We start from the raw sequence: 19,640 nt of genomic DNA on the forward strand, positions 1-19,640 counted from the left end.
ACGGGGGTTCTCATGCCGGATGACGCGCTGCGGGCCGCGGAGGATTCGTTCCTGGTCGAGCGCTCACTCGGCGGCGACGTCCGGGCCTTTGAAATCCTGCTGCACCGCTATGCCCGGCTCCTGCGGGCCTATGCCCGCCGCCTCACCGGGTCCTGGGCCGATGCGGACGATGTGGTGCAGGACACCTTCATCACCGCCTGGAACGGGCTCGACGGGCTGGCCGATCCGGCCGCCGTGAAATCCTGGCTCATGAAGATCACGGGGCGCAAGGCCATCGATCGCATCCGGGCCCGGCGCGCCGAGAGCGGACTCGAGGACTGGGATGCCCCCGCGCCCGCGCGGGATGGCCCCGAGCGGCGCGCCGAGGTAGATTCACAGTTGGAGGCGGTGGCGCGCATCCTGCAGGAACTTCCCGATACCCAGCGCCAGTGCTGGGTCCTCAAGGAGATCGGCGAGTATTCCTATCGCGAAATAGCCGAGGAGCTTGATCTCCCCGAACCCACCGTCCGCGGGGCCCTGGCCCGGGCCCGCACCGCACTACTTCGAGGAATGGAGGCCTGGCAGTGACACACTCACCCGATCCCCGCGCCGCTTCCACCCCGGGTAAAACAATCGAGGAGCTCTCCGAGTACCTGGACGCCGGGTGCACCCCCGCCGATCCGCGGATCGATAACGATCCCGAAGCCCAGAAGGTTCTCGCGGCACTGACCCGCCTGCGCCGGCTCTCGCGCGACCTCCTGGAATCCGATGCGCGCGATTCCTCCGCCCCGGATCCCTCCTGGTTTTCCGGGATCATGAATAATATTGCCCGCGAGGCGCGGGCCGGGCGCAGCATTCCCCTCTCCGCGCCCGTGGAGGATCTGGACCTGAGCGTGACCGAGGGTGCCGTGCGCTCGCTCGTGCGCGAGGCCGGGGATGCCGTACCCGGGGCGCTGATTGGTAGCTGTCGCCTCGAGGGCGATGTCTCCTCCCCCGGCGCCCCGATCGTGGTCAACGTCACCGTCTCGGCGCGGGCCCATACGCCGCTCCCCGAGCTCGCCGAGCGCGTGCGCGAGGCCGTAAGCTCCGCGCTCACCACCCATACCGAGCTGGCGCTGGCCGCGGTCCACGTGACCGTGACCGATGTCCATGCACCCGGCACCAAGGCGGGAGACCCCGATGACCGATGACAGCACCCTCGAGGCCCGCCTCAGCGCACTGGTCCTCGCCGTGCCCGGCGTGACCGCGCTCTACCCGGCGACGCCCGCGCTACCCGCCCTCCTGGCAATCTCCCGCAGCGGCGACCGGCTGGAGGTGCGCGCCCGGATCCGGGTGGGCAGCGATCTGTCCACCCCGCTCGTGGCCCGCGCCGCGGCCGAGGCCCTGCGCGCCGAGCTCTCGGCGCACTCCCCCGCACCGGTAGTCCGCGTGCAGGTGGGTGGGATCGGCTAGGGCAGGGAGTCGAGGGCGACGCTCAGGCCGTCCTCATAGACACTCGGGACAATCTCGCCCGCCGCCGCGCGCACCTCGGGGCTGGCCTGTCCCATGACCACGGCACGGCCGCGATCGCGCGCCCAGGCCAGCATCTCCAGGTCGTTGCGGCCGTCTCCGGCCACCATGACCCGGTCGGTGGGGACACCCAGCCACTCGCGCACCGATTCCAGCGCGGTGGACTTATTAATGCCCAGAGGGGCGATATCCATCCACGCGGTCCAGCCCACGGCATAGGCCACCTGGTGCAGGCCCATCGCGGAGACGATCTCGGAGAACTGCGCCTCGTCGTGTTCCGGGGAGACCACCACAACGCGGATCACGGGCAGGCCCATGAGCCGCTCAAACTCGACCTCCTCGGCGTTTTCAAGATCCCATTCGGTCATGCCGCGGGTATAGCGGCGGAAGCCATCCGGGTATTCCACCAGATAGCGGCCATCGCTCAGGTGCGGGCGGATGATGCGCAGCACCTCATCGGGGTCAAACGTCTCCACGGCGTCCCGCACATAGCCGTGATCGGCATCGGGTGCATCGGGATCGTGGCGCATGATCATCGCACCATTGGCACACACCACATAGCGCGGGGTGATGCCCAGGGCCGTGAGAATAATATGGGTGGCCCCCCAGCTGCGCCCCGTGGCCAGCATGACCCGGTGCCCCCGCGCCTCCGCGGCGCGCACCGAGGCCACCACGGCCGGCGAGATGCTGCCGTCCTCATGGGCCAGGGTGCCGTCGATATCCAGCGCCACCAGCCAGGAATCCGCGGAACCGGGCGCGCCGGGGGTGGTCAGGGGTGCATCGAGGGTCACGGTGGAACGTCCTTGGTATTGGCCGCGGAACGCGGGAGGATACGGGTTAGGGGCGCACGACCTCGAGGCCGCCCAGATACGGACGCAGCGCCTCGGGGATCACCACGGAGCCATCGGCCTGCTGGTGGGTTTCGAGGATAGCCACGAGCCAACGCGTGGTGGCCAGCGTGCCGTTCAGGGTGGCGACCGGGGCGGTCTTGCCGGAGCCATCGCGATAGCGCGTGGACAGGCGGCGCGCCTGATAGGTGGTGCAATTGGAGGTGGAGGTGAGCTCGCGGAAGGCACCCTGGGTGGGAACCCAGGCCTCAATATCGTATTTGCGGGCGGCGCTGGAGCCGAGGTCACCCGCGGCGGTGTCGATCACGCGATAGCTCAGGCCCAGGTCCTGCAGCATGCGCTCCTGCATTCCCACGAGGCGCAGGTGCTCGGCCTCGGCATCCTCCGGACGGGTATAAACAAACATCTCAAGCTTATTAAACTGGTGCACCCGGATGATGCCGCGGGTGTCCTTGCCATAGGAGCCGGCCTCGCGGCGATAGCACGTGGACCAGCCGGCATAGCGGGCGGCGTTTTCGCTCACGTCGATGATCTCATCGGAGTGATAGCCGGCCAGGGCCACCTCGCTTGTGCCGGTGAGGTAGAGGTCATCGGCGGGCAGATAGTAGATCTCGTCCGAGTGCTCGCCGAGGAAACCGGTGCCGGCCATGATCTCGGGCTTCACCAGCGTGGGCGTGATCAGCGGCACAAAACCACCCTCGAGGGCGCGATCCAGGGCCATATTCATCAGGGCGATCTCGAGGCGCGCACCGATGCCACGCAGGAAATAGAAGCGCGATCCGCTCACCTTGGTGCCGCGGGTCATATCGATCGCACCCAGCAGCTCGCCGAGCTCCAGGTGATCGCGGGGCTCAAAATCGAAGGTGGGCTTTTCTCCCACCTCGCGCAGCGTGGTGAAGTCCTTCTCGCCACCGGCGGGCACGCCGTCCAGGATGACGTTTTCGATGGACCCGGCCAGGCGCGTGAACTCGGCCTCGGCCTCGTTGGCCACCTGCTGCGCTGCCTTTACCCGGCCCGCGAGTTCCTGGACCTGCGCGACGAGCGCGGCCTTCTCCTCCTTGGGGGCCTTGGCCACGGATTTCCCGAATGTGTTCTGCTCCGCGCGCAGCTCCTCGAACGCTCCGATCGCGGAGCGGCGGGCCGAATCGGCGGCGAGCGCCTGGTCTACCAGCTCCACGGAGGAGCCGCGGGCAGCCTGCGAGGCGCGGACACGGTCGGGGTTTTCACGAAGAAGTACGGGATCAATCACCCCACCAGTCTAGGCCGTGCCTCGGGTGTCCCGAGTGAATCCGGAGCAAAAGGGCGATAAGTTCGGGTTATGACATCGACGCGTCCCTCCCGATCCCGGCCCCGTGCCGCGGTGATCTATAACCCGATCAAGGTGAAACTGCCCGAGCTCAAGGCCGAAATCAATACGGCCGCCACCACCGCGGGCTGGGCGCGCACGCGCTGGTATCCCACCTCGGTGGAGGATCCGGGGGGCCTGATCGCCGCCGAGGCCATCGCCGATGGCGCGAGCCTGGTCTTCGCCGCGGGCGGGGACGGCACGGTGCGCGCGGTGGCCGAGACCCTGCGCGGCAGCGGCATCCCGCTGAGCCTCGTGCCCAGCGGTACCGGAAATCTGCTGGCCCGCAACCTGGATTTGCCGCTCTCCGATCTGGCCACGGCCGCGCTGATCGGCTTCACCGGGCATAGCCGCCCGATCGATATGGGCGTGATGAGTATCGAGCGCGAGGATGCGCCGCCCGAGGAACACGCGTTCCTCGTCATGGCCGGCATTGGGCTGGATGCCACGATCATGGCCAATACCTCCGCGATGCTGAAGCGCACGGTGGGATGGCTGGCCTATGTGGATGCCGGCGTGCGCACCCTCGCCACGGCCAAACCATTCCGCCTGCACTATCGGCTTGAGGGCCGCTCGCTGCACAGCGTGAACGTCTCCACAATTCTGTTTGCGAATTGTGGAAGCCTCCCGGGTGGGCTTGAGCTGCTGCCGGATTCCTCGGTGGACGACGGCAAGCTGGACCTCGCGGTGCTCCAGCCCGCGGGCCTCTTCGGCTGGGTGCGGATCTGGCGCAAGCTGCGCTGGGAGAACGGCTCGCTGCGCAGGTCCCGGATCGGCCAGCGCATCATCACGGTCACGCGCGGCCGCAAGGGCACAAAAACCATCAGCTATCTGCGCACGCGCTCGGTCACGGTACGCCTCGATGAGCCGCAGGGGGTGGAGCTCGACGGCGATCAGATGGGCGTGACCCGCTCCGTCACCGTGCGCACCGATCCGCATGCCCTCCTGGTGCGGGTGCCCGCGACCGATCGGGCATAAAAAGGCCGCCGGTTCCCGAGGGAACCGGCGGCCTTTTTGTGGGGGTCTTAGATCACACCCTGCGCGAGCATCGCATCGGCCACGCGCACAAATGCGGCGGCGTTGGCGCCCACCACATAATTGCCGGGGTGGCCATAGCGCTCGGCGGCCTCATAGGCGGCGGAGTGCACGCCGGACATGATGCCGTGCAGGCGCATCTCCGAATCGGAGAAGCTCCAGTGCTGGCGTGCGGCGTTCTGGCTCATCTCCAGCGCGGAGGTCGCGACACCACCGGCGTTGGCGGCCTTACCCGGTCCAAACAGCACACCCGCGGCCTGGAAGGCCTCCACTGCCTCGGGAACACAGGGCATATTTGCGCCCTCGGCCACGGCCTGGACGCCGTTCTTGATCAGGGTGCGGGCGCTCTCGGCGCTCAGCTCGTTCTGGGTGGCGCAGGGCAGGGCGATCTGGCCGGGCACGTCCCAGACATTGCCCCCCGCGATAAAGCGGGCGCTCGGGCGGCGATCGGCGTAGACCGAGATGCGCAGGCGCTCGACCTCCTTGATCTGCTTCAGCAGCTCCAGATCGATTCCGGCCTCATCCACCACATAGCCGGAGGAATCGGATGCGGTGATCGCGGTTCCGCCGAGCTGGGTAACCTTCTGGATGGCGTAGATCGCGACGTTTCCGGAACCGGAAACCACGGCGGTCTTGCCCTCGATCTGCTCACCACGGGTCGCGAGCATCTCCTGGGTGAAAAACACGGCACCATAACCGGTGGCCTCGGTGCGCACCTGCGCACCACCCCAGCCGATGCCCTTGCCGGTGAGGATTCCGGACTCGTGGCGGTTGGTGAGGCGGCGGTACTGGCCAAACATATAGCCGATCTCGCGGCCACCCACTCCGATATCACCCGCGGGCACATCGGTGTACTCGCCGATGTGGCGGTGCAGCTCGGTCATGAAGGCCTGGCAGAAGCGCATCACCTCGGCATTGGACTTGCCGTGGGGATCAAAATCGGATCCACCCTTGCCGCCGCCGATGCCCTGGCCGGTGAGCGCGTTCTTAAAGATCTGCTCAAAGCCGAGGAATTTAATGATCGAGGCGTTCACCGAGGGGTGGAAGCGCAGGCCGCCCTTAAACGGGCCGAGGGCCGAGTTGAACTGGATGCGGTAACCGCGGTTAACGCGCACGGTACCGGAGTCATCCACCCACGGCACGCGGAACATGATCTGGCGCTCGGGCTCCACGAGGCGCTCCAGAATGCCGGCTTCCTGGTACTCGGGGTGCTCCGCGAGCACGGGGGCCAGCGACTCCAGCACCTCGTGCAGGGCCTGGTGGAATTCCGGCTCGCCGGGGTTCCGGGCGATGGCGGTTTCGAATACGGGACGAACGGCGTCGGAGGACGCAAAAGCGTGAGACACGAAGGAAGACTCTCTCGAACGGGCGGAACGCTAGCGGCTTTCGGGCCGGCAGCGTGCGCCGGCCACTCCTGTGGAAAACGCAGCGTTGCGAATTAGAGCCCTTATGAGGCCCTCGCTAGTTTGACCCGAGAAGGGCCCCCGAGTCAATCCGAGATGCCTCTGGGGCAACCTTTGGTGACCGCCGCGAATCATAACTTCCGCGTAATTCCGCGGAAGTCTAGCCAAATTTTTGGAAAAATTTTGATGATCACCGGCGACGGGGTCCGGGCCGCATACTGCCACTCAGGGGCGGCGCAGCGCCGTGAGCTTTTCCGGGTCCACGATAAACGCTATCTCCCGGATCAGCCCCCCGGAGATATCCAGGTCGAGGAGCGCGATCGGGTCCTCGCCGCGAAAAATGGCGAGCGCCCCAAAGCCATTGGCCCGGACGATCTGCGCCGTTACGTTCTCCCGCGGCTCCTCCCGGCCGAGGATGCCCAGCAGATAGCGGGCCACCCGGTCGGCCCCGATCACGGGGCGCGGCGCCGTACGGATCAGGGTTCCGCCGTCCGCTCGGGAGATCACCTCGGGGCTCAGGGCGGCAATAAGCGCGGCGAGGTCACCCGTGGCACAGGCCTCGCGAAAGGCCAGGAGCACCCGGTCCCGGGCCGGCGACTGCGGATCGGGCGTGGGCCGCCGCCGGAGTTTTTGGCGGGCACTGCTGGCGAGCTGCCGGGCGGCGGGGGCCGTGCGGTCGAGGATCTCGGCGATCTCCCGGAAGGAGAGGCCAAAGGAGTCGTGCAGGATCAGCGCCACCCGTTCCGCCGGCGTGAGGGTCTCCATCGCGATCAGCAGCGCGAGGCCAATCGACTCGTCCAGGTCCGCCAGCGCGGAGGGATCCGCGGGGGCGCTCCCCAGATAGGCGTCCGGGGCGGGTTCGGGCAGCCAGATCCCCGCGGCCGCCTCGCGCCGGGAGCGCGCGCTTCCGAGTAGGTCAAGCGCGATCCGGGAGGCCACCGTGGTGAGCCAGGCGCGCGGCTCGTGGATGCGCGCCCGCCCCTCCTCACCCAGGGCGTCCCAGCGTATCTGCGTCTCCTGGATCACGTCCTCGGCATCGTGAAAGGATCCGAGGATGCGATAGGCCACGGCACCGAGCCGGCGGCGGTCGGCTTCGGGCAGCACCGCCGCGCTCATGCGGCGCCCGCATTCCGCGGGTGCCGGGGCCCGGCGGGGGCCCGATAGGAGCCCGGGTGGGTGCGTTCGCGGCGCGGCCCGCTCACGGTGAGTCGGCAAATATATTCCTTAAACCAGGCGGCGGCGCGGCCCGCGAGGAAGAGGCGGCGCGGGCGATCATCCGCGTGCACCGGCTGGATCACCCCGTTTCGGCGGCCCAGGCTCAGATTTTGCACCAGGAACCCCACCGAGGCCGGGGCGGTGGCGGTGCCACGCGCGTGATCCAGCACGGTCCGGGCTGCATGCCCGCCGAGGGGGAGGGCCGCGGCGCAGCCCATGCGCAGGTGTGCGCCGCGTGCCGCGGGCAGCACCACGCAGTCCCCGGCGCCGATAATATTGGCGGCGCCGAGCGCGGTCAGGTCCTCGCCCACGCGGAGCCGCCCGGCATCATCCACGGCCAGGCCGCTGCGGGAGGCCAGATCGGGAACCTCAAAACCCGCGGCCCAGATGCACACGTCATAGGGGAACTGCCGATCCGAGTCGGCCAGGAGCGAGCCGGGCCGGGCCTCCCGCACCCGTTCGCCGGGGATGATCTGCACGCCGAGGCGCCCCAGGGCGCGGCGGGCGCAGCGGCGGGCGCCGGCCCCAAATCCGGGCAGCAGGCCCGATCCCACCAGCACGGCGACGCGCAGATCGGGGCGGTGCTCGGCTATCTCGCTGGCGGTCTCGATGCCGGTCAGCCCGCCACCCACCACGATCACGCGGCCCCCGGCGGGGAGCTCGGCCAGCTTCGCGGCTGCCCGCGCGGCCCGGGAGGCGTCACCCACAAAATAGGTGTGTTCCCGGGCCCCGGGCACCCGCGGGGCGGCGGCGCTTCCCACGGCATAAATCAGCTCCTGATAGGCGAGCTCCACGGGGCCCGTGGCGGTGTTGATCTGCACGATATCGCGCTCGGGACTGATCAGCCGGGCCTCGCCGATCAGCACGTGAGCATCCGGGTGCAGTATTTCGGCAAGGGGAAGGGAGGCATCGGCAGCGCTGCCGGCCGCCACCTCGTGCAGCCGGATCCGTTCGATAAAGCGGTCGCGGGGATTCACCACCGTGACCCGGGTTCCGGCACGTTCGGCATCGGTCAGGGTCGCGAGTAGCCGATTGGCGGCCATGACCCCGGCATATCCGGCCCCCAAAATCACGATATTGCGCGGGGGCGCGAAACCCGTACTCCGAACCATGTGAAGCCACCTTTCCCGGGGCCGTTTTTTGCCCTCACCAGGATGACGATACGGCGACCCAAAACGTCAGGCCGGCATCGCAGGGGAGGCCGGGCCCGGATTAGGGCGCGGGGGTGCCGCCCGTGAGGATATGCCGCAGCCACTCGCGGGCCTCGGTGAATACCGGATCGCCAAAGCGCGGATCCACCTCGATATGGGTGCGGTCGGCGGCGGGGAACGAGCCGAGGAACGTGAGCTTCTCGCTCGTGCGGCGCAGCCCCAGCAGGGCCTCGGCCACGCGCTCATCGAGGATATGCCCCTCGGCGTCGATGATGAACCGATAGCGGCCCAGCTCATCGCCCACCGGGCGCGACTCGATCATCGACATATTCACGCCGCGCGTGGCAAACTGCTCCAGCAGGTTCAGCAGGGAACCCGGCGCGTTATCCGGCAGCTCGGCGATCAGGCTGGTTTTATCGGCCCCCGTGCGCGGCGGAATGGCCGTGGTGGTGCTCACCAGCAGGAAGCGGGTCACGGCATTTTTATTGCTGCCGATATCGCGTTCCAGGATCTCCAGGTCGTAATGCTCGGTGATGCCGGGAGGGGCCACGGCGGCCTGCGCATGGTCGTTCAGCAGCAGATCGGCGGCGGCGGCCACATTGCTCGCGGAGGGAATATGGCCGTGGCCCGAGAGCGTGCGGTCCAGCATCTCGCGGCTCTGGGCATAGGCCACGGGGTGCGCATTAACCACGCGCACATCCTCGAGCCGGGTGCCGCGGCGCGCCACCAGATCGAAGCTCACGGGCACCAGATATTCCCCGATCACCCGCAGGCCCGGAACGGTGGCCAGGGCGTCCTGCGCCACGGAGACCCCGCCGTCAATCGAGTTTTCAATAGCGATCATCGCGGCATCGCTGCGCCCGGTGATCACGTCGTCCAGGGCCTCACCGAGGTTCTGCACGGGACGCCAGGTCTGTCCGATGGCCTCGGGCACCTGTGCGAGGGCCCGCTCGGTAAACGTTCCGCGGGGACCCAGATAGCTATAACTACGGGTGGGCGCGGGCACGGTTTCGGCGGACATGCTACGAGCATAGTGCGCAATCTCGGGGATTTTTCGAAGGGATGGCACAATGTGGGTATGAATGACCGTGCCGGCACCCGTGCCCAAGAAGCCGATCTGATCAACCTCGATGAGCTGATCGCGGCCTATTACTCCCGCGTCCCCGATGTGAGTGTCCCCGAGCAGGCGGTGGCGTTTGGCACCAGCGGACACCGCGGCTCCTCGCTGAACACCGCGTTTAACGAGACGCATATCCTCGCGATCACCCAGGCGATCGTGGAGTATCGGGCCAGTCGCGGACTGCACGGCCCGCTCTTTTTGGGCGCCGATACCCATGCGCTCAGCGCCCCCGCCCTCGCGACCGCGCTGCGCGTGCTGGTGGCCGGCGGCGTGCGGGTGCTCATCGACGGCAATGATGATTTTGTGCCCACCCCCGCGCTGAGCCTCGCGATCCTGACCTATAACCGCGGCCGCGAGGGCGGCGAGCGCGCCGATGGCATCATCGTGACGCCGAGCCATAACCCGCCCGCGGATGGCGGATTTAAATATAATCCCGAGCACGGCGGCCCCGCCGATTCGGATGCCACGGGCTGGATTGCCGCGCGGGCAAACGAGCTGATCGCGGGTGGCCTCGCGGAGGTGCGGGCCGTGGACCCCCTCGATTTTGACCACCTGCCCGAGCTGGTCGAGCGCTATGACTTCCGCGGGGCCTATGTGGAGGATCTGGCGCAGATCATCGACCTCGACGCGATCCGCGAGGCCGGCGTGCGCATCGGGGCCGATCCGCTGGGCGGCGCGAGTGTGCACTATTGGCAGGCCATCGCCGAGCGCTATCGGCTGGACCTCACCGTGGTGAACCCCGAGGTGGATCCGCGCTGGTCCTTTATGACGCTGGACTGGGACGGCAAGATTCGGATGGATCCCTCCAGCGCCCACGCGATGGCCTCGGTCCTGGAACACCGCGGGGACTTCGATATCCTCACCGGCAATGATGCCGATGCCGATCGCCACGGAATCGTCACGCCCGATGCCGGGCTGATGAACCCCAATCACTATCTGGCGGTATGCATCGAGTATCTATTCCGCACCCGCACCGGCTGGTCGCCCGAGGCCCGGGTGGGAAAAACCCTGGTTTCCAGCACCATGATCGATCGGGTCAGCGCCGAGATCGGCCGCACCCTGTGGGAGGTGCCGGTGGGCTTTAAATGGTTTGTTCCGGGCCTGATCGATGGCTCCGTGGGCTTCGGCGGCGAGGAGAGCGCGGGCGCGAGCTTCCTGCGCCGCGATGGCTCGGTCTGGACCACCGATAAGGACGGCATCATCCTGGCGCTGCTCGCGAGCGAGATTCGCGCGGTCACCGGCAAGAGCCCCTCCGAGCTTTATGCCGGGCTCACCGAGCGCTTCGGCAATCCCGTTTATCGCCGCGTGGATGCCCCGGCCACCCCCGCCCAGAAGGCGGCACTGGCCCGGCTGGACCCGAGCTCCGTGACCGCGACCGAGCTCGCGGGCGATCCGATTATCGCCGCGCTCAGCCATGCCCCGGGCAATGACGCCGCGATTGGCGGCCTTAAGGTGGTCACCGAGCACGCCTGGTTTGCCGCACGCCCCAGCGGCACCGAGGACGTCTATAAGATCTACGCCGAGTCGTTCCGCGGCGAGGAGCACCTCGCGCGCGTGCAGGCCGAGGCGCGCGAGATCGTGGCCGCCGCCCTCGCGGGCTAGCCCCGCTTTGCCGGGTCCGGGTGCGTGAGCCCCGGGCCCCTCCCGGTTAGGGGATCGAGTAGAACCAGGCCTTCATCTGGGCCCCGCCGGTATTGGCGGCGTTCTTTTCGGCGATCAGCTCGTCGAGGTCCCGATAATCGCCGTCGAGGTTATGGCTCACAAACGCCACCTTGGTCTGGCCGTCCACGACCTTCACGCTGGATACCGTCATCACATGATCCGGGCGGCCCTGGCCGGTCCACAGGAACATGCCGATATCGCCGATCTTGAGCTGATCGCGCTGGTCCAGCTCGAGGCGCTTGGCCCCGCGGCTGGCATCGCTCGCGAGCCACTGATCCATGCTCGGGGTGAACCGCCAGCTCTCGGTGGAGGCCGGGGCATTCACGCCGGGGCTATTCCACTGCGGGCTCTGCGCCCAGCCGCGGGCGATCAGGCCCTGGCTGGTGAAATTGGTGCAGTCCCCGCCGGAGGGGTTCATATTGCCCCAGACCGAGGTGTTGTAGTTATTCCAGTGCGTAAACAGATACTGCATCTGGTGATCCACGGGGGCCACGGCCCGATAGTCAAAATTTGCGCCGCCGGCCACCGCGGTGCCCTCGGCGGTGAGTGCGGTGACCGCCACGGCGCCCGGCTGGAAGCCGTGCTTGGCCGGGACGATCACGCTGAGCGAACCATCACCCTCCACGCGCAGATCGGTGCCGGCCTCCTCGCCAAAGAGCACGGACGTCACGGCGTCCAGGTGCTCGCCCGTGAGGGTGACCCGCTCGCCGCCCACCAGGCCGCCCTCGGCCGGGGATACCGCCGCGAGCGCGGCCGCGCCGGGGGCCGCGGAGGACGCGGCGGGCGCGGGGGTTCCCTCAACAGAGGGCGCCGCCTGCGCGCAGCCGGTCAGGGCAAGCGCGAGCACGCCGGTCACGGCAAAAAGATGCATCCGGGATGACGACACGGGTCGGCCACCTTTCACGAGGGGAAAATTCTGGGCCCGGGGAGCCCGTGTCCCATCGTAAACGACGCCACCCGTGTATCCGCCCGGTATGGCATGACGGCGTTTATGTTGCCGTCACCCACCACCGCGCCGCCCCGGGGTGGCATGCGCGGCCCGGGGCGAGCACAATAGAGGGTGCGGGGGAATGATTGGCCCCGCGGATGTGTTGCTCCCCGTGAGGGCGGTGCGTCGCAGTGCCGGCCCCGCCGCGCGGAATCAATCGCCCCAGACTCTCCCGGGCCCCCGGGTCCCGGCTGAAAGGCCCCATCATGGCAGACACCCCCTCCCCCGCCCGCCCCGCGCTAGATAATGCCGCGGCCCGCGCGCTGGCGGCCGATTTTCCGCTGCTGGGGCGCGAGGTGAACGGCTCCCCGCTGATCTATCTGGACTCGGGAGCCACCGCGCAGAAACCGCGCGCCGTGCTGGATACCGAGCGCGAGTTTTATGAGGGCCAGAACGCCGCCGTGCATCGCGGCGCACATACCCTCGCGGCCCTCGCCACCGAGAGTTTTGAGGCCGCCCGGGCCACGCTTGCCCGGTTTGTGGGGGCGCGCGAGGACGAGATCGTCTGGACCGCAAATGCCACCGAGGCGCTGAACCTCGTGGCCTATGGCCTCTCCAATGCCAGTGCTGGCCGCGGCGGCGAGGCCGCGCGGCGCTTTGCGCTGGGCGAGGGTGATGTCATCGTGACCACCGAGGGCGAGCATCATGCCAACCTCATCCCGTGGCAGGAACTGGCGGCCCGCACGGGCGCCACGCTGCGGGTCATCCCGATTCTGGATGACGGCACGCTGGATATGGCCGCGGCCGCCACGCTGATCGATGAGCGCGTGCGTGTGCTCACATTCACGCATGTCTCCAATGTCACGGCGGTTATCAACCCCGTGGCCGAGCTGGTGGCGCTGGGCCGCGCGGTGGATGCCCTGATTATCCTCGACGCGTGCCAGTCGGTGCCGCATCAGGCTGTAAATTTTGCCGAGCTGGACGTGGATTTTGCGGCGTTCTCGGGCCATAAGATGCTGGGCCCCACCGGAATCGGTGCGCTCTATGGGCGCTCCGAGCTGCTGAACGCGCTGCCGCCGTTTCTCACGGGGGGCTCGATGATCACCACGGTCACGCTGGAATCCGCCGAGTATCTGCCCGCGCCGATGCGCTTCGAGGCGGGCACGCAGCAGGTCGCGCAGGCCATCGCGCTGGCCGCGGCGGCCGATTATCTGGACGCCGTGGGCATGGACGCGATCCACGACTGGGAGCATACCCTCGGTGCCCGCATGCTCGCGGGCGCGCGGGAGATCCCCGGCATTCGCGTGCTGGGCCCCGCCGATATGGCCCGGCGCTCCGGCGTGGTTGCGCTGGACGTGGACGGCGTGCACGCACACGATGTGGGCCAGTTCCTCGACGACCGCGGCATCGCGATCCGGGTGGGTCATCACTGCGCGCAGCCCCTGCACCGCCGGCTGGGCGTGACCGCGTCCACCCGCATCAGCCCCTATCTGTACAACACCACCGACGATATTGACGCGACGCTTGCGGCCCTGGCCGAGGTGCGCGGTTATTTTGGAGCAGACCGATGAGCTCACCCGAACTTGCCTCCCTGTATCAGCAGGTCATTCTTGAGGCCTCCAAGCAAAAGCACGGCTTTGGGTTGCATCCCGAGGAGCTGCCGAGCTCGCATCAGCTCAACCCCACGTGCGGGGATGAGATCACGCTGCAGCTGGTGACCGATCCCGCGGGCGGCACGGTGCAGAAGCTGGCCTGGGAGGGTGCGGGCTGTTCAATTTCGATGGCCTCGGCCTCGCTCCTGACCGATCTGACCGCGGGCCTGCCCGTGGCCGAGCTGCCCGGGCGGATCGCGCTCTTCCGCGAGCTGATGCAGTCCAAGGGTGCCGGGGTCGAGGACGATGAGCCGCTCGGCGATGCCGCGGCCCTCGAGGGAGTATCCCGCTATATCGCCCGCGTGAAGTGCGCGATGCTGGCCTGGGTCGCGCTGGAGGGTGCCCTGCTGGAGGCGAAAGCCTGATAAAGCTCTGGGAGCAGGGAGTGGCCCTCGCGCGGGGGCGGACAATCTGACAAGGTTGTTGCTACAAGTGAAGGCGGGGGTTCCTTCCCTCGCCTCTTCCGTGCAACCAGCACCCCCGGGGTGCACCTAGGAGCCAATATGACCCCTTCGATCAGAACCTCCCTCGGCCTCGCAATCCTGCGCGTGGCCCTCGGCATCATCTTCCTCGCCCACGGCTGGCAGAAGATCACCGAGTTCACCCTCTCCGGCACCACCGAGGCCTTCCGCGGCATGGGCGTGCCCCTGCCCGAGCTGGTGGGTCCCGCCGTCGCGATCCTGGAGCTGGTGGGTGGGGCCGCCCTGATCCTCGGGCTCGCCACGCGCGTATTCGGCGCGCTCCTGGCCGCCGATATGCTCGGCGCCCTGATCTTTGTGCACGCCTCCGCGGGCATCTTTGTGGACGCCGGCGGTTATGAGCTGGTGCTCGCCCTGGCCGCGGGTGGCGTGGCCCTCGCGCTGACCGGCCCGGGGGCCTTCGCCCTGGACCACCCGATTTCCACCCGCCTGCGGGCACGCCGCGCCGAGACCCCGGCCTCCTAACCGAGGCCATCCCTCGCGGGCCCCGTTCCGGGTGGAACGGGGCCCGCGTTTCTGCGCGGCACTGGCGGCCGGGCCGCGCGATCGGATACGGTGGCGGAACGCGCACCCCGCGATACCCCCAGCAGGAAGCCCCACCATGACACCGTCGTCCACCCCCGCCCCTCCGCCGCTGCGCCTCGGCCAGCTTGGCGCCGCCTCGATCGCCAAAAATGCGCTGATCGACGCCTCCCGCAGCACCGGGGACAGCCTGGTGGCGGTGGCCGCCCGCTCCCCCGAGCGCGGCACCGCCTATGCGCTCGAGCACGGCTTTGCCCGCTCCGAGGACTCCTATGCGGCCCTGCTCGCCTCCCCCGATATCGAGGCGGTATATATCCCGCTGCCCAATGGGCTGCACGGGCCCTGGGCCGAGCGGGCCCTCCTCGCGGGTAAACACGTCCTCGTCGAAAAACCCTTCGCCTCGAGCGCGGCCGAGGCCCGCCGGGTCCTGGCCGTGGCCTCACGCACCGGGCTCGTGGCCGCGGAGGCCTTTCACTATGCGCTGCACCCCCTGCTCCTGCGCCTGCGGGAGCTGCTCTCCGCGGGGGCCATCGGCCGGGTCACCGGGGCCGAGATCATCTGCGTGATTCCGGCACCTCCCGCAACCGATGCGCGCTGGAATACGGCCCTGGCCGGCGGCACCATCATGGACGTGGGCTGCTATGGCCTGCACGCCGCGGCCGCGCTCGGCCGCTATCTGGGCGGCCCGGCGCGCGTGCTCTCGGCGGTCGCCGAGGCCGATCCCGCGGATCCCGAGATGGATCGCGCGATGGAGATCACCCTCGGCTATCCCACGGGTCCCGCCGTGCGGCTCCGCACCGCGATGAACGCGCGGGAGATGGAGTTTTCGCTGCGGATTTCCGGCGAGCGCGGCGAGCTCTTCCTGCCGTGTTTTGTGCTGCCACACCGCGATGACAGGCTCATCCTGCGCACCGCGGCCGGTGAGTCCACCGAGCACCTCGGCACCCGCAGCTCCTATGCGTATCAGCTGGAGGCCTTTGCCGCGGCGGTGCGGGGGGTCACCCCGTTCCCGGTCACGCCCGGGGACACCCTCGAGGTCATGAACCTCATCGACGACGCCTATCGCGCCGCCGGGATGTCCCCGCGCCCGGGGAGTTCCCTCTAGGCGTCGCGCAGGGTATCGATCAGCGTGCGGGTGGGGCGGCCGATCAGCTCGCGCAGCTCACCCGAGGTATTATCCAGCGTGCCCGCGGCCACACCCTCGTCCATCGCCACCAGGAAACCGGCGGTGCCCGCGTCGAGCCCCGCGGCCCGGAGCGCCTCACCCTGCTCGGCGGGGGTGCGCTCGATATTGCTGACCGGGGTGCCCAGTACCTCGCCGAGGATATCCGCCAACTCGGCGAAGTTCCAGGCGGTATCGCCCGCGAGCTCATATGTGCGCCCGGTGTGCCCCTCGCCGGTCAGGACGGTGGCGGCGGCCGCGGCATAATCGGCGCGCGCGGCACTCGCGATGCGCCCGCCCGCGGTGGCCGAGGAGATCTCCCCGGTCTGGCGCGCCTGCTCCAGCATGGGCAGATAGTTTTCGTTATACCAACCGTCACGCAGGAACGTAAACGGCACTCCCGAGGCCTCGATCACGCGCTCGGTGGCGGCGTGATCGGGGGCCAGGACGTGGCTGGAGTTTTGGGCGTCCAGGATCGAGGTATAGGCGAGGTGGCCCACCCCGGCCTCGGCGGCGGCGGCCACGGCATTGGCGTGCTGGCCGGCACGGTCGTTCATGTCATTGGAGGAGATCAGCAGCACGCGCTCCTGCCCGGCAAATGCGGCGCGCAGGGATTCGGGATCGCGATAATCGAGGCGGGCGGTCTTCAGCCCGCGCGAGGCAAACTCGGCGAGGGCCACCTCGTTGCGGCCACCCGCGGTGATCTGCCCGGCGGGGACCCCGCGGCCCAGCAGCTCGGCGATGACCAGCTGACCCAGCGATCCGGTGGCTCCGGTGATAAGAATTGACATGATGTACCTTTCCTGCGGCTATGGGTTAAATGCCCGGGGGCGATGTGCTTCATAAGGAGGAACCCTCCCACTTTCCCATACATTCCATTTGGGGGGTACCCACTTTTAGGTAAGCTTAGAAAATGACTACCGAGCTTGGCGCCGACCTCGCGCGCTTCGGCGCCGTGGACGGCGTCCTCCAATCCGCCTGCCCCAGCCGCGCACTCCTGGATCATGTGACCGGCAAATGGGGTGTGCTCGTGGTGGTGAGCCTCAACGGCCGCACCCTGCGCTGGAGCGAATTGCTGCGCGGCATCGAGGGCATCAGCGAAAAAATGCTCGCGCAGACGCTGCGCACCCTGGAGGCCGATGGCGTGGTGATCCGCCATGCCTATCCCGTGGTGCCCCCGCATGTGGAATACCGGCTGAGCGAGGCGGGCGGCGAGCTCGCGGGCCATATGGAGAGCCTGCTGGGCTGGGCGCTCGACCACTCCTCCGCGCGGGTCTAGGCCCCCGCGCGGGCCCGCGCGCGGCGCGAACGCCAGGCCATGAGCCGCCACGTACCCAGGATCCCGAGGATCGCAATCCCCGCGGACACCAGGGCAAAGCCGGTAAAGGCCAGGTTTCCGGGGTCCAACTGGAAAATCTTGCCACCCCACGGGGTGACCAGCAGCAGCGTGACCGCGCCGGCCATCGCCGCCACGAGCAGCACCTTCCACGGCACATAGGGGCGCGCCACGGCGGCGAGCACCCAGAGCGCCACCGCGAGCACCGTGATCAGCGCCGAGGTGGAGGCCTGCACCTGCGCCTCGCCGAGCGCCGCATGGCGATCGAAGGTCACCAGGAAGGTGGTCATGGTGGCCGCGGCAATCCACGCCCCCGCGGGGATCGCGATCCGCAATACGCGGCCCACAAAGCCCGGCCGCGCCCGCTCGGTATTGGGGGCCAGCGAGAGCAGGAACGCGGGAATGCCGATCGTGAACCACGCGATGATCGTGATGTGCCGCGGCAGGAACGGGAACGGTACCGCTGCAATCACCGTGATCATCGCGAGCAGGATCGAGTACACCGTCTTGGTGAGGAACAGGGTCGAGACGCGCTCGATATTGCCGATCACGCGGCGGCCCTCGGCCACCACATGCGGCAGGGTTGCGAAGCTATCGTCCAGCAGCACGATCCGGGAGACCGCGCGGCTCGCGGGGCTGCCCGAGCCCATCGCCACCCCGACGTTGGCCTCCTTGAGTGCAAGCACATCGTTCACGCCATCGCCGGTCATGGCCACGCCGTGCCCCTCGGCCCGCAGCGCACGCACCATATCGCGCTTCTGCTCGGGATTAACCCGGCCAAAGACGGTGCCCGCGGCGATCCGATCGGAAAACTCCTCGCCCGGCTCGGGGAGCGTGCGGGCATCCACGGGGGTCTCGGCGGCGGGGATACCCAGCGTCGCCGCAACCGCACCCACGCTGGCCGCGTTATCGCCCGAAATGACCTTCACGGCCACGTCCTGCTCGGCAAAATAATCGAGTGCGCCGCGCGCCTCGGGCCGCACCCGCTGCCCCAGCACCACGAGTGCCGCGGGGGTCACGGTGCCCGGGATTTGCTCGGCCGGCGGGAGCTCGCCGATGCGCCCGAGCAGCAGCACGCGCAGGCCGCGCGCGGCCAGGGCCTCGGATTCCGCGCGCGCGGGATCGGCCTCGGGAAGCAGCACATCGGGGGCGCCGAGGATCCACGCGCCGCGATCGCGGAACTCGCCCGCACTCCACTTGCGCGCGGAGGAAAACGGCACGCTGCCCACGCGCTCCCATGCGCTGTCTCCGGGCAGCCCGGCGATGATCGCCGCGATGCTCGCATTGGGCCGCTCCTCGGCCCCGCCCAGGGCCCGCAGGGCGTCCTCGATCTCGCCGTCCTCGGCCAGCGGGCGCACCTCGTCCAGGGTCATGCCGTTCTCGGTGAGCGTGCCGGTTTTATCGGTGCACACCACGTCCACGCGCGCGAGCTCCTCGATCGCGGGCAGGTCCTGCACGAGGCAGTTGCGCTTGCCCAGCCGGATCACTCCCACCGCGAGCGCCACGCTGGTCATCAGGACCAGCCCCTCGGGGACCATCGGCACCAGCGCGGCCACCATGCCCCGCAGCGCCTCGTCCAGCGGCTGATTATTGCGAAAAAGCTGGTTAAAAATGGTGAGGATCCCGACCGGGATCAGCACATAGGTGATGACCTTGAGGATGCGGTCGATCCCGGCGCGCAATTCGCTGCGCACCGGGCGGAAGCCGCGCGCCTCCGCGGCGAGGCGCTGCGCAAATGCATCCGCTCCCACCCGGTCGGCGCGGAACGAGCCCGAACCGGCCACCACATAGCTGCCCGAGAGCACACGATCGCCCGGATTTTTCAGCACCGGATCGCTTTCGCCCGTGAGCATCGACTCGTCCACCTCGAGGCCCACGGCGGTCAGCACGGGGCCGTCCACGATGATGGTATCCCCGCTGGCGAGGATCACCACGTCATCACAGACCAGCTCGGCGGCGGGCACCGAGCGGCGCTCCCCCTCGCGCAGCACCGTGGGGTCCACCCGGCCGATGATCGCGAGGCGGTCCAGCGTGCGCTTGGCCCGGAACTCCTGGATCATGCCCACCGAGCTATTCACCAGGATGAGCGCGCCAAAGAGCCCGTCGATCAGGTGCCCGGTGAAGGCCACGATCCCAAAGAGGATCGCGTAAATCGCGTTGATGCGGGTAAATACATTGCTGCGGATGATGTCCCACGGGGAACGGCTCGTGGTGCGCTCCACGATATTGGCCCGCCCGGAGGCGATCCGCTCGGCGACCTCGGTATCCGATAATCCGCGCATATATTTCGACAC

At 68.5% G+C, this 19,640-nt stretch carries 19 protein-coding genes; 10 read left to right on the top strand and 9 right to left on the bottom strand.

Features of this window, described 5'->3' with window-relative positions:
• The first annotated feature begins 12 nt into the window (after nt 1-12).
• Genes KXZ72_RS08960 through KXZ72_RS08970 form a run of 3 tightly spaced genes read left to right on the top strand, consistent with a single transcriptional unit; the run spans nt 13 to nt 1,431 of the window.
• Nucleotides 13-567, top strand: coding sequence for an RNA polymerase sigma factor (locus KXZ72_RS08960; RefSeq protein WP_226080358.1), 555 nt, complete (start codon nt 13-15; stop codon nt 565-567).
• Nucleotides 564-1,169, top strand: coding sequence for an Asp23/Gls24 family envelope stress response protein (locus KXZ72_RS08965; RefSeq protein WP_226080360.1), 606 nt, complete (start codon nt 564-566; stop codon nt 1,167-1,169). The genes KXZ72_RS08960 and KXZ72_RS08965 overlap by 4 nt, the downstream gene beginning before the upstream one ends.
• Entirely contained in the window at nt 1,159-1,431 is a 273-nt protein-coding gene (locus KXZ72_RS08970) for a hypothetical protein (protein WP_226080362.1), read from the top strand. The genes KXZ72_RS08965 and KXZ72_RS08970 overlap by 11 nt, the downstream gene beginning before the upstream one ends.
• Here KXZ72_RS08970 and KXZ72_RS08975 read toward each other — a convergent pair.
• Both KXZ72_RS08975 and serS read right to left on the bottom strand, forming a co-directional pair.
• The gene (locus KXZ72_RS08975; RefSeq protein ID WP_226080364.1) at nt 1,428-2,279 is read right to left on the bottom strand and encodes an HAD family hydrolase; all 852 of its coding nucleotides are present in this window, start codon (nt 2,277-2,279) and stop codon (nt 1,428-1,430) included. The genes KXZ72_RS08970 and KXZ72_RS08975 overlap by 4 nt on opposite strands.
• A gap of 46 nt (nt 2,280-2,325) precedes the next feature.
• A complete protein-coding gene (serS, locus tag KXZ72_RS08980) occupies nt 2,326-3,585 on the bottom strand; it encodes a serine--tRNA ligase (RefSeq protein ID WP_226080365.1) in 1,260 nt (419 codons plus the stop codon).
• A 69-nt stretch (nt 3,586-3,654) separates the two neighbouring features.
• Between serS and KXZ72_RS08985 the strand changes: the two genes are divergently transcribed.
• Complete coding sequence (locus KXZ72_RS08985; RefSeq protein WP_226080366.1) at nt 3,655-4,659, top strand: diacylglycerol/lipid kinase family protein; 1,005 nt, start codon at nt 3,655-3,657, stop codon at nt 4,657-4,659.
• A gap of 47 nt (nt 4,660-4,706) precedes the next feature.
• On the opposite strand, the gene gdhA is transcribed toward KXZ72_RS08985, so the two are convergent.
• The 4 genes from gdhA to pheA all read right to left on the bottom strand — a co-directional run bounded on the left by gdhA (nt 4,707) and on the right by pheA (nt 9,506).
• Nucleotides 4,707-6,062 carry an NADP-specific glutamate dehydrogenase gene (gene gdhA / locus KXZ72_RS08990; protein ID WP_226080367.1) on the bottom strand — a complete coding sequence of 452 codons (1,356 nt, stop codon included), beginning with the start codon at nt 6,060-6,062 and terminating at the stop codon, nt 4,707-4,709.
• Between the two features lie 282 nt (nt 6,063-6,344).
• Nucleotides 6,345-7,235 carry a sigma-70 family RNA polymerase sigma factor gene (locus KXZ72_RS08995; RefSeq protein WP_226080368.1) on the bottom strand — a complete coding sequence of 297 codons (891 nt, stop codon included), beginning with the start codon at nt 7,233-7,235 and terminating at the stop codon, nt 6,345-6,347.
• Nucleotides 7,232-8,446, bottom strand: coding sequence for an NAD(P)/FAD-dependent oxidoreductase (locus tag KXZ72_RS09000; protein WP_226080369.1), 1,215 nt, complete (start codon nt 8,444-8,446; stop codon nt 7,232-7,234). The genes KXZ72_RS08995 and KXZ72_RS09000 overlap by 4 nt, the downstream gene beginning before the upstream one ends.
• Before the next feature lie 100 nt (nt 8,447-8,546).
• A complete protein-coding gene (gene pheA, locus KXZ72_RS09005) occupies nt 8,547-9,506 on the bottom strand; it encodes a prephenate dehydratase (protein WP_226080374.1) in 960 nt (319 codons plus the stop codon).
• A 57-nt stretch (nt 9,507-9,563) separates the two neighbouring features.
• On the opposite strand from pheA, the gene pgm reads away from it, so the two are divergent.
• Nucleotides 9,564-11,207, top strand: a complete 1,644-nt coding sequence (pgm, locus tag KXZ72_RS09010; protein WP_226080375.1) for a phosphoglucomutase (alpha-D-glucose-1,6-bisphosphate-dependent) — start codon at nt 9,564-9,566, stop codon at nt 11,205-11,207.
• Between the two features lie 46 nt (nt 11,208-11,253).
• On the opposite strand, the gene KXZ72_RS09015 is transcribed toward pgm, so the two are convergent.
• Entirely contained in the window at nt 11,254-12,153 is a 900-nt protein-coding gene (locus KXZ72_RS09015) for an amidase domain-containing protein (RefSeq protein WP_226080377.1), read from the bottom strand.
• A 308-nt stretch (nt 12,154-12,461) separates the two neighbouring features.
• Here KXZ72_RS09015 and KXZ72_RS09020 point away from each other — a divergent pair, with 308 nt between their 5' ends.
• From KXZ72_RS09020 to KXZ72_RS09035, 4 genes are all read left to right on the top strand, one after another.
• Nucleotides 12,462-13,766 (top strand): SufS family cysteine desulfurase, encoded by a 1,305-nt coding sequence (locus tag KXZ72_RS09020; RefSeq protein WP_226080379.1) that lies wholly within the window; start codon nt 12,462-12,464, stop codon nt 13,764-13,766.
• Nucleotides 13,763-14,212 carry a Fe-S cluster assembly sulfur transfer protein SufU gene (gene sufU, locus KXZ72_RS09025; protein ID WP_226080380.1) on the top strand — a complete coding sequence of 150 codons (450 nt, stop codon included), beginning with the start codon at nt 13,763-13,765 and terminating at the stop codon, nt 14,210-14,212. Before KXZ72_RS09020 ends, sufU begins: the two co-directional genes overlap by 4 nt.
• 138 nt (nt 14,213-14,350) lie before the next feature.
• On the top strand, nt 14,351-14,791 hold the full coding sequence (locus KXZ72_RS09030) for a DoxX family protein (RefSeq protein WP_226080384.1): 441 nt from the start codon (nt 14,351-14,353) through the stop codon (nt 14,789-14,791).
• 136 nt (nt 14,792-14,927) lie between these two features.
• The gene (locus tag KXZ72_RS09035; RefSeq protein ID WP_226080386.1) at nt 14,928-15,953 is read left to right on the top strand and encodes a Gfo/Idh/MocA family protein; all 1,026 of its coding nucleotides are present in this window, start codon (nt 14,928-14,930) and stop codon (nt 15,951-15,953) included.
• Here the strand turns inward: KXZ72_RS09035 and KXZ72_RS09040 are convergent.
• Complete coding sequence (locus KXZ72_RS09040) at nt 15,950-16,801, bottom strand: SDR family oxidoreductase (RefSeq protein ID WP_226080388.1); 852 nt, start codon at nt 16,799-16,801, stop codon at nt 15,950-15,952. The two genes, KXZ72_RS09035 and KXZ72_RS09040, sit on opposite strands and share 4 nt — an antisense overlap.
• A 122-nt stretch (nt 16,802-16,923) precedes the next feature.
• Here KXZ72_RS09040 and KXZ72_RS09045 point away from each other — a divergent pair, with 122 nt between their 5' ends.
• Nucleotides 16,924-17,289: a winged helix-turn-helix transcriptional regulator gene (locus KXZ72_RS09045; RefSeq protein ID WP_226080390.1), complete on the top strand. Its 366-nt coding sequence runs from the start codon at nt 16,924-16,926 to the stop codon at nt 17,287-17,289.
• Here KXZ72_RS09045 and KXZ72_RS09050 read toward each other — a convergent pair.
• Nucleotides 17,286-19,640 (bottom strand): HAD-IC family P-type ATPase, encoded by a 2,355-nt coding sequence (locus KXZ72_RS09050; RefSeq protein WP_226080392.1) that lies wholly within the window; start codon nt 19,638-19,640, stop codon nt 17,286-17,288. The two genes, KXZ72_RS09045 and KXZ72_RS09050, sit on opposite strands and share 4 nt — an antisense overlap.

This window comes from Mycetocola spongiae (genome assembly GCF_020424085.1).
Classification (GTDB): domain Bacteria; phylum Actinomycetota; class Actinomycetes; order Actinomycetales; family Microbacteriaceae; genus Mycetocola; species Mycetocola spongiae.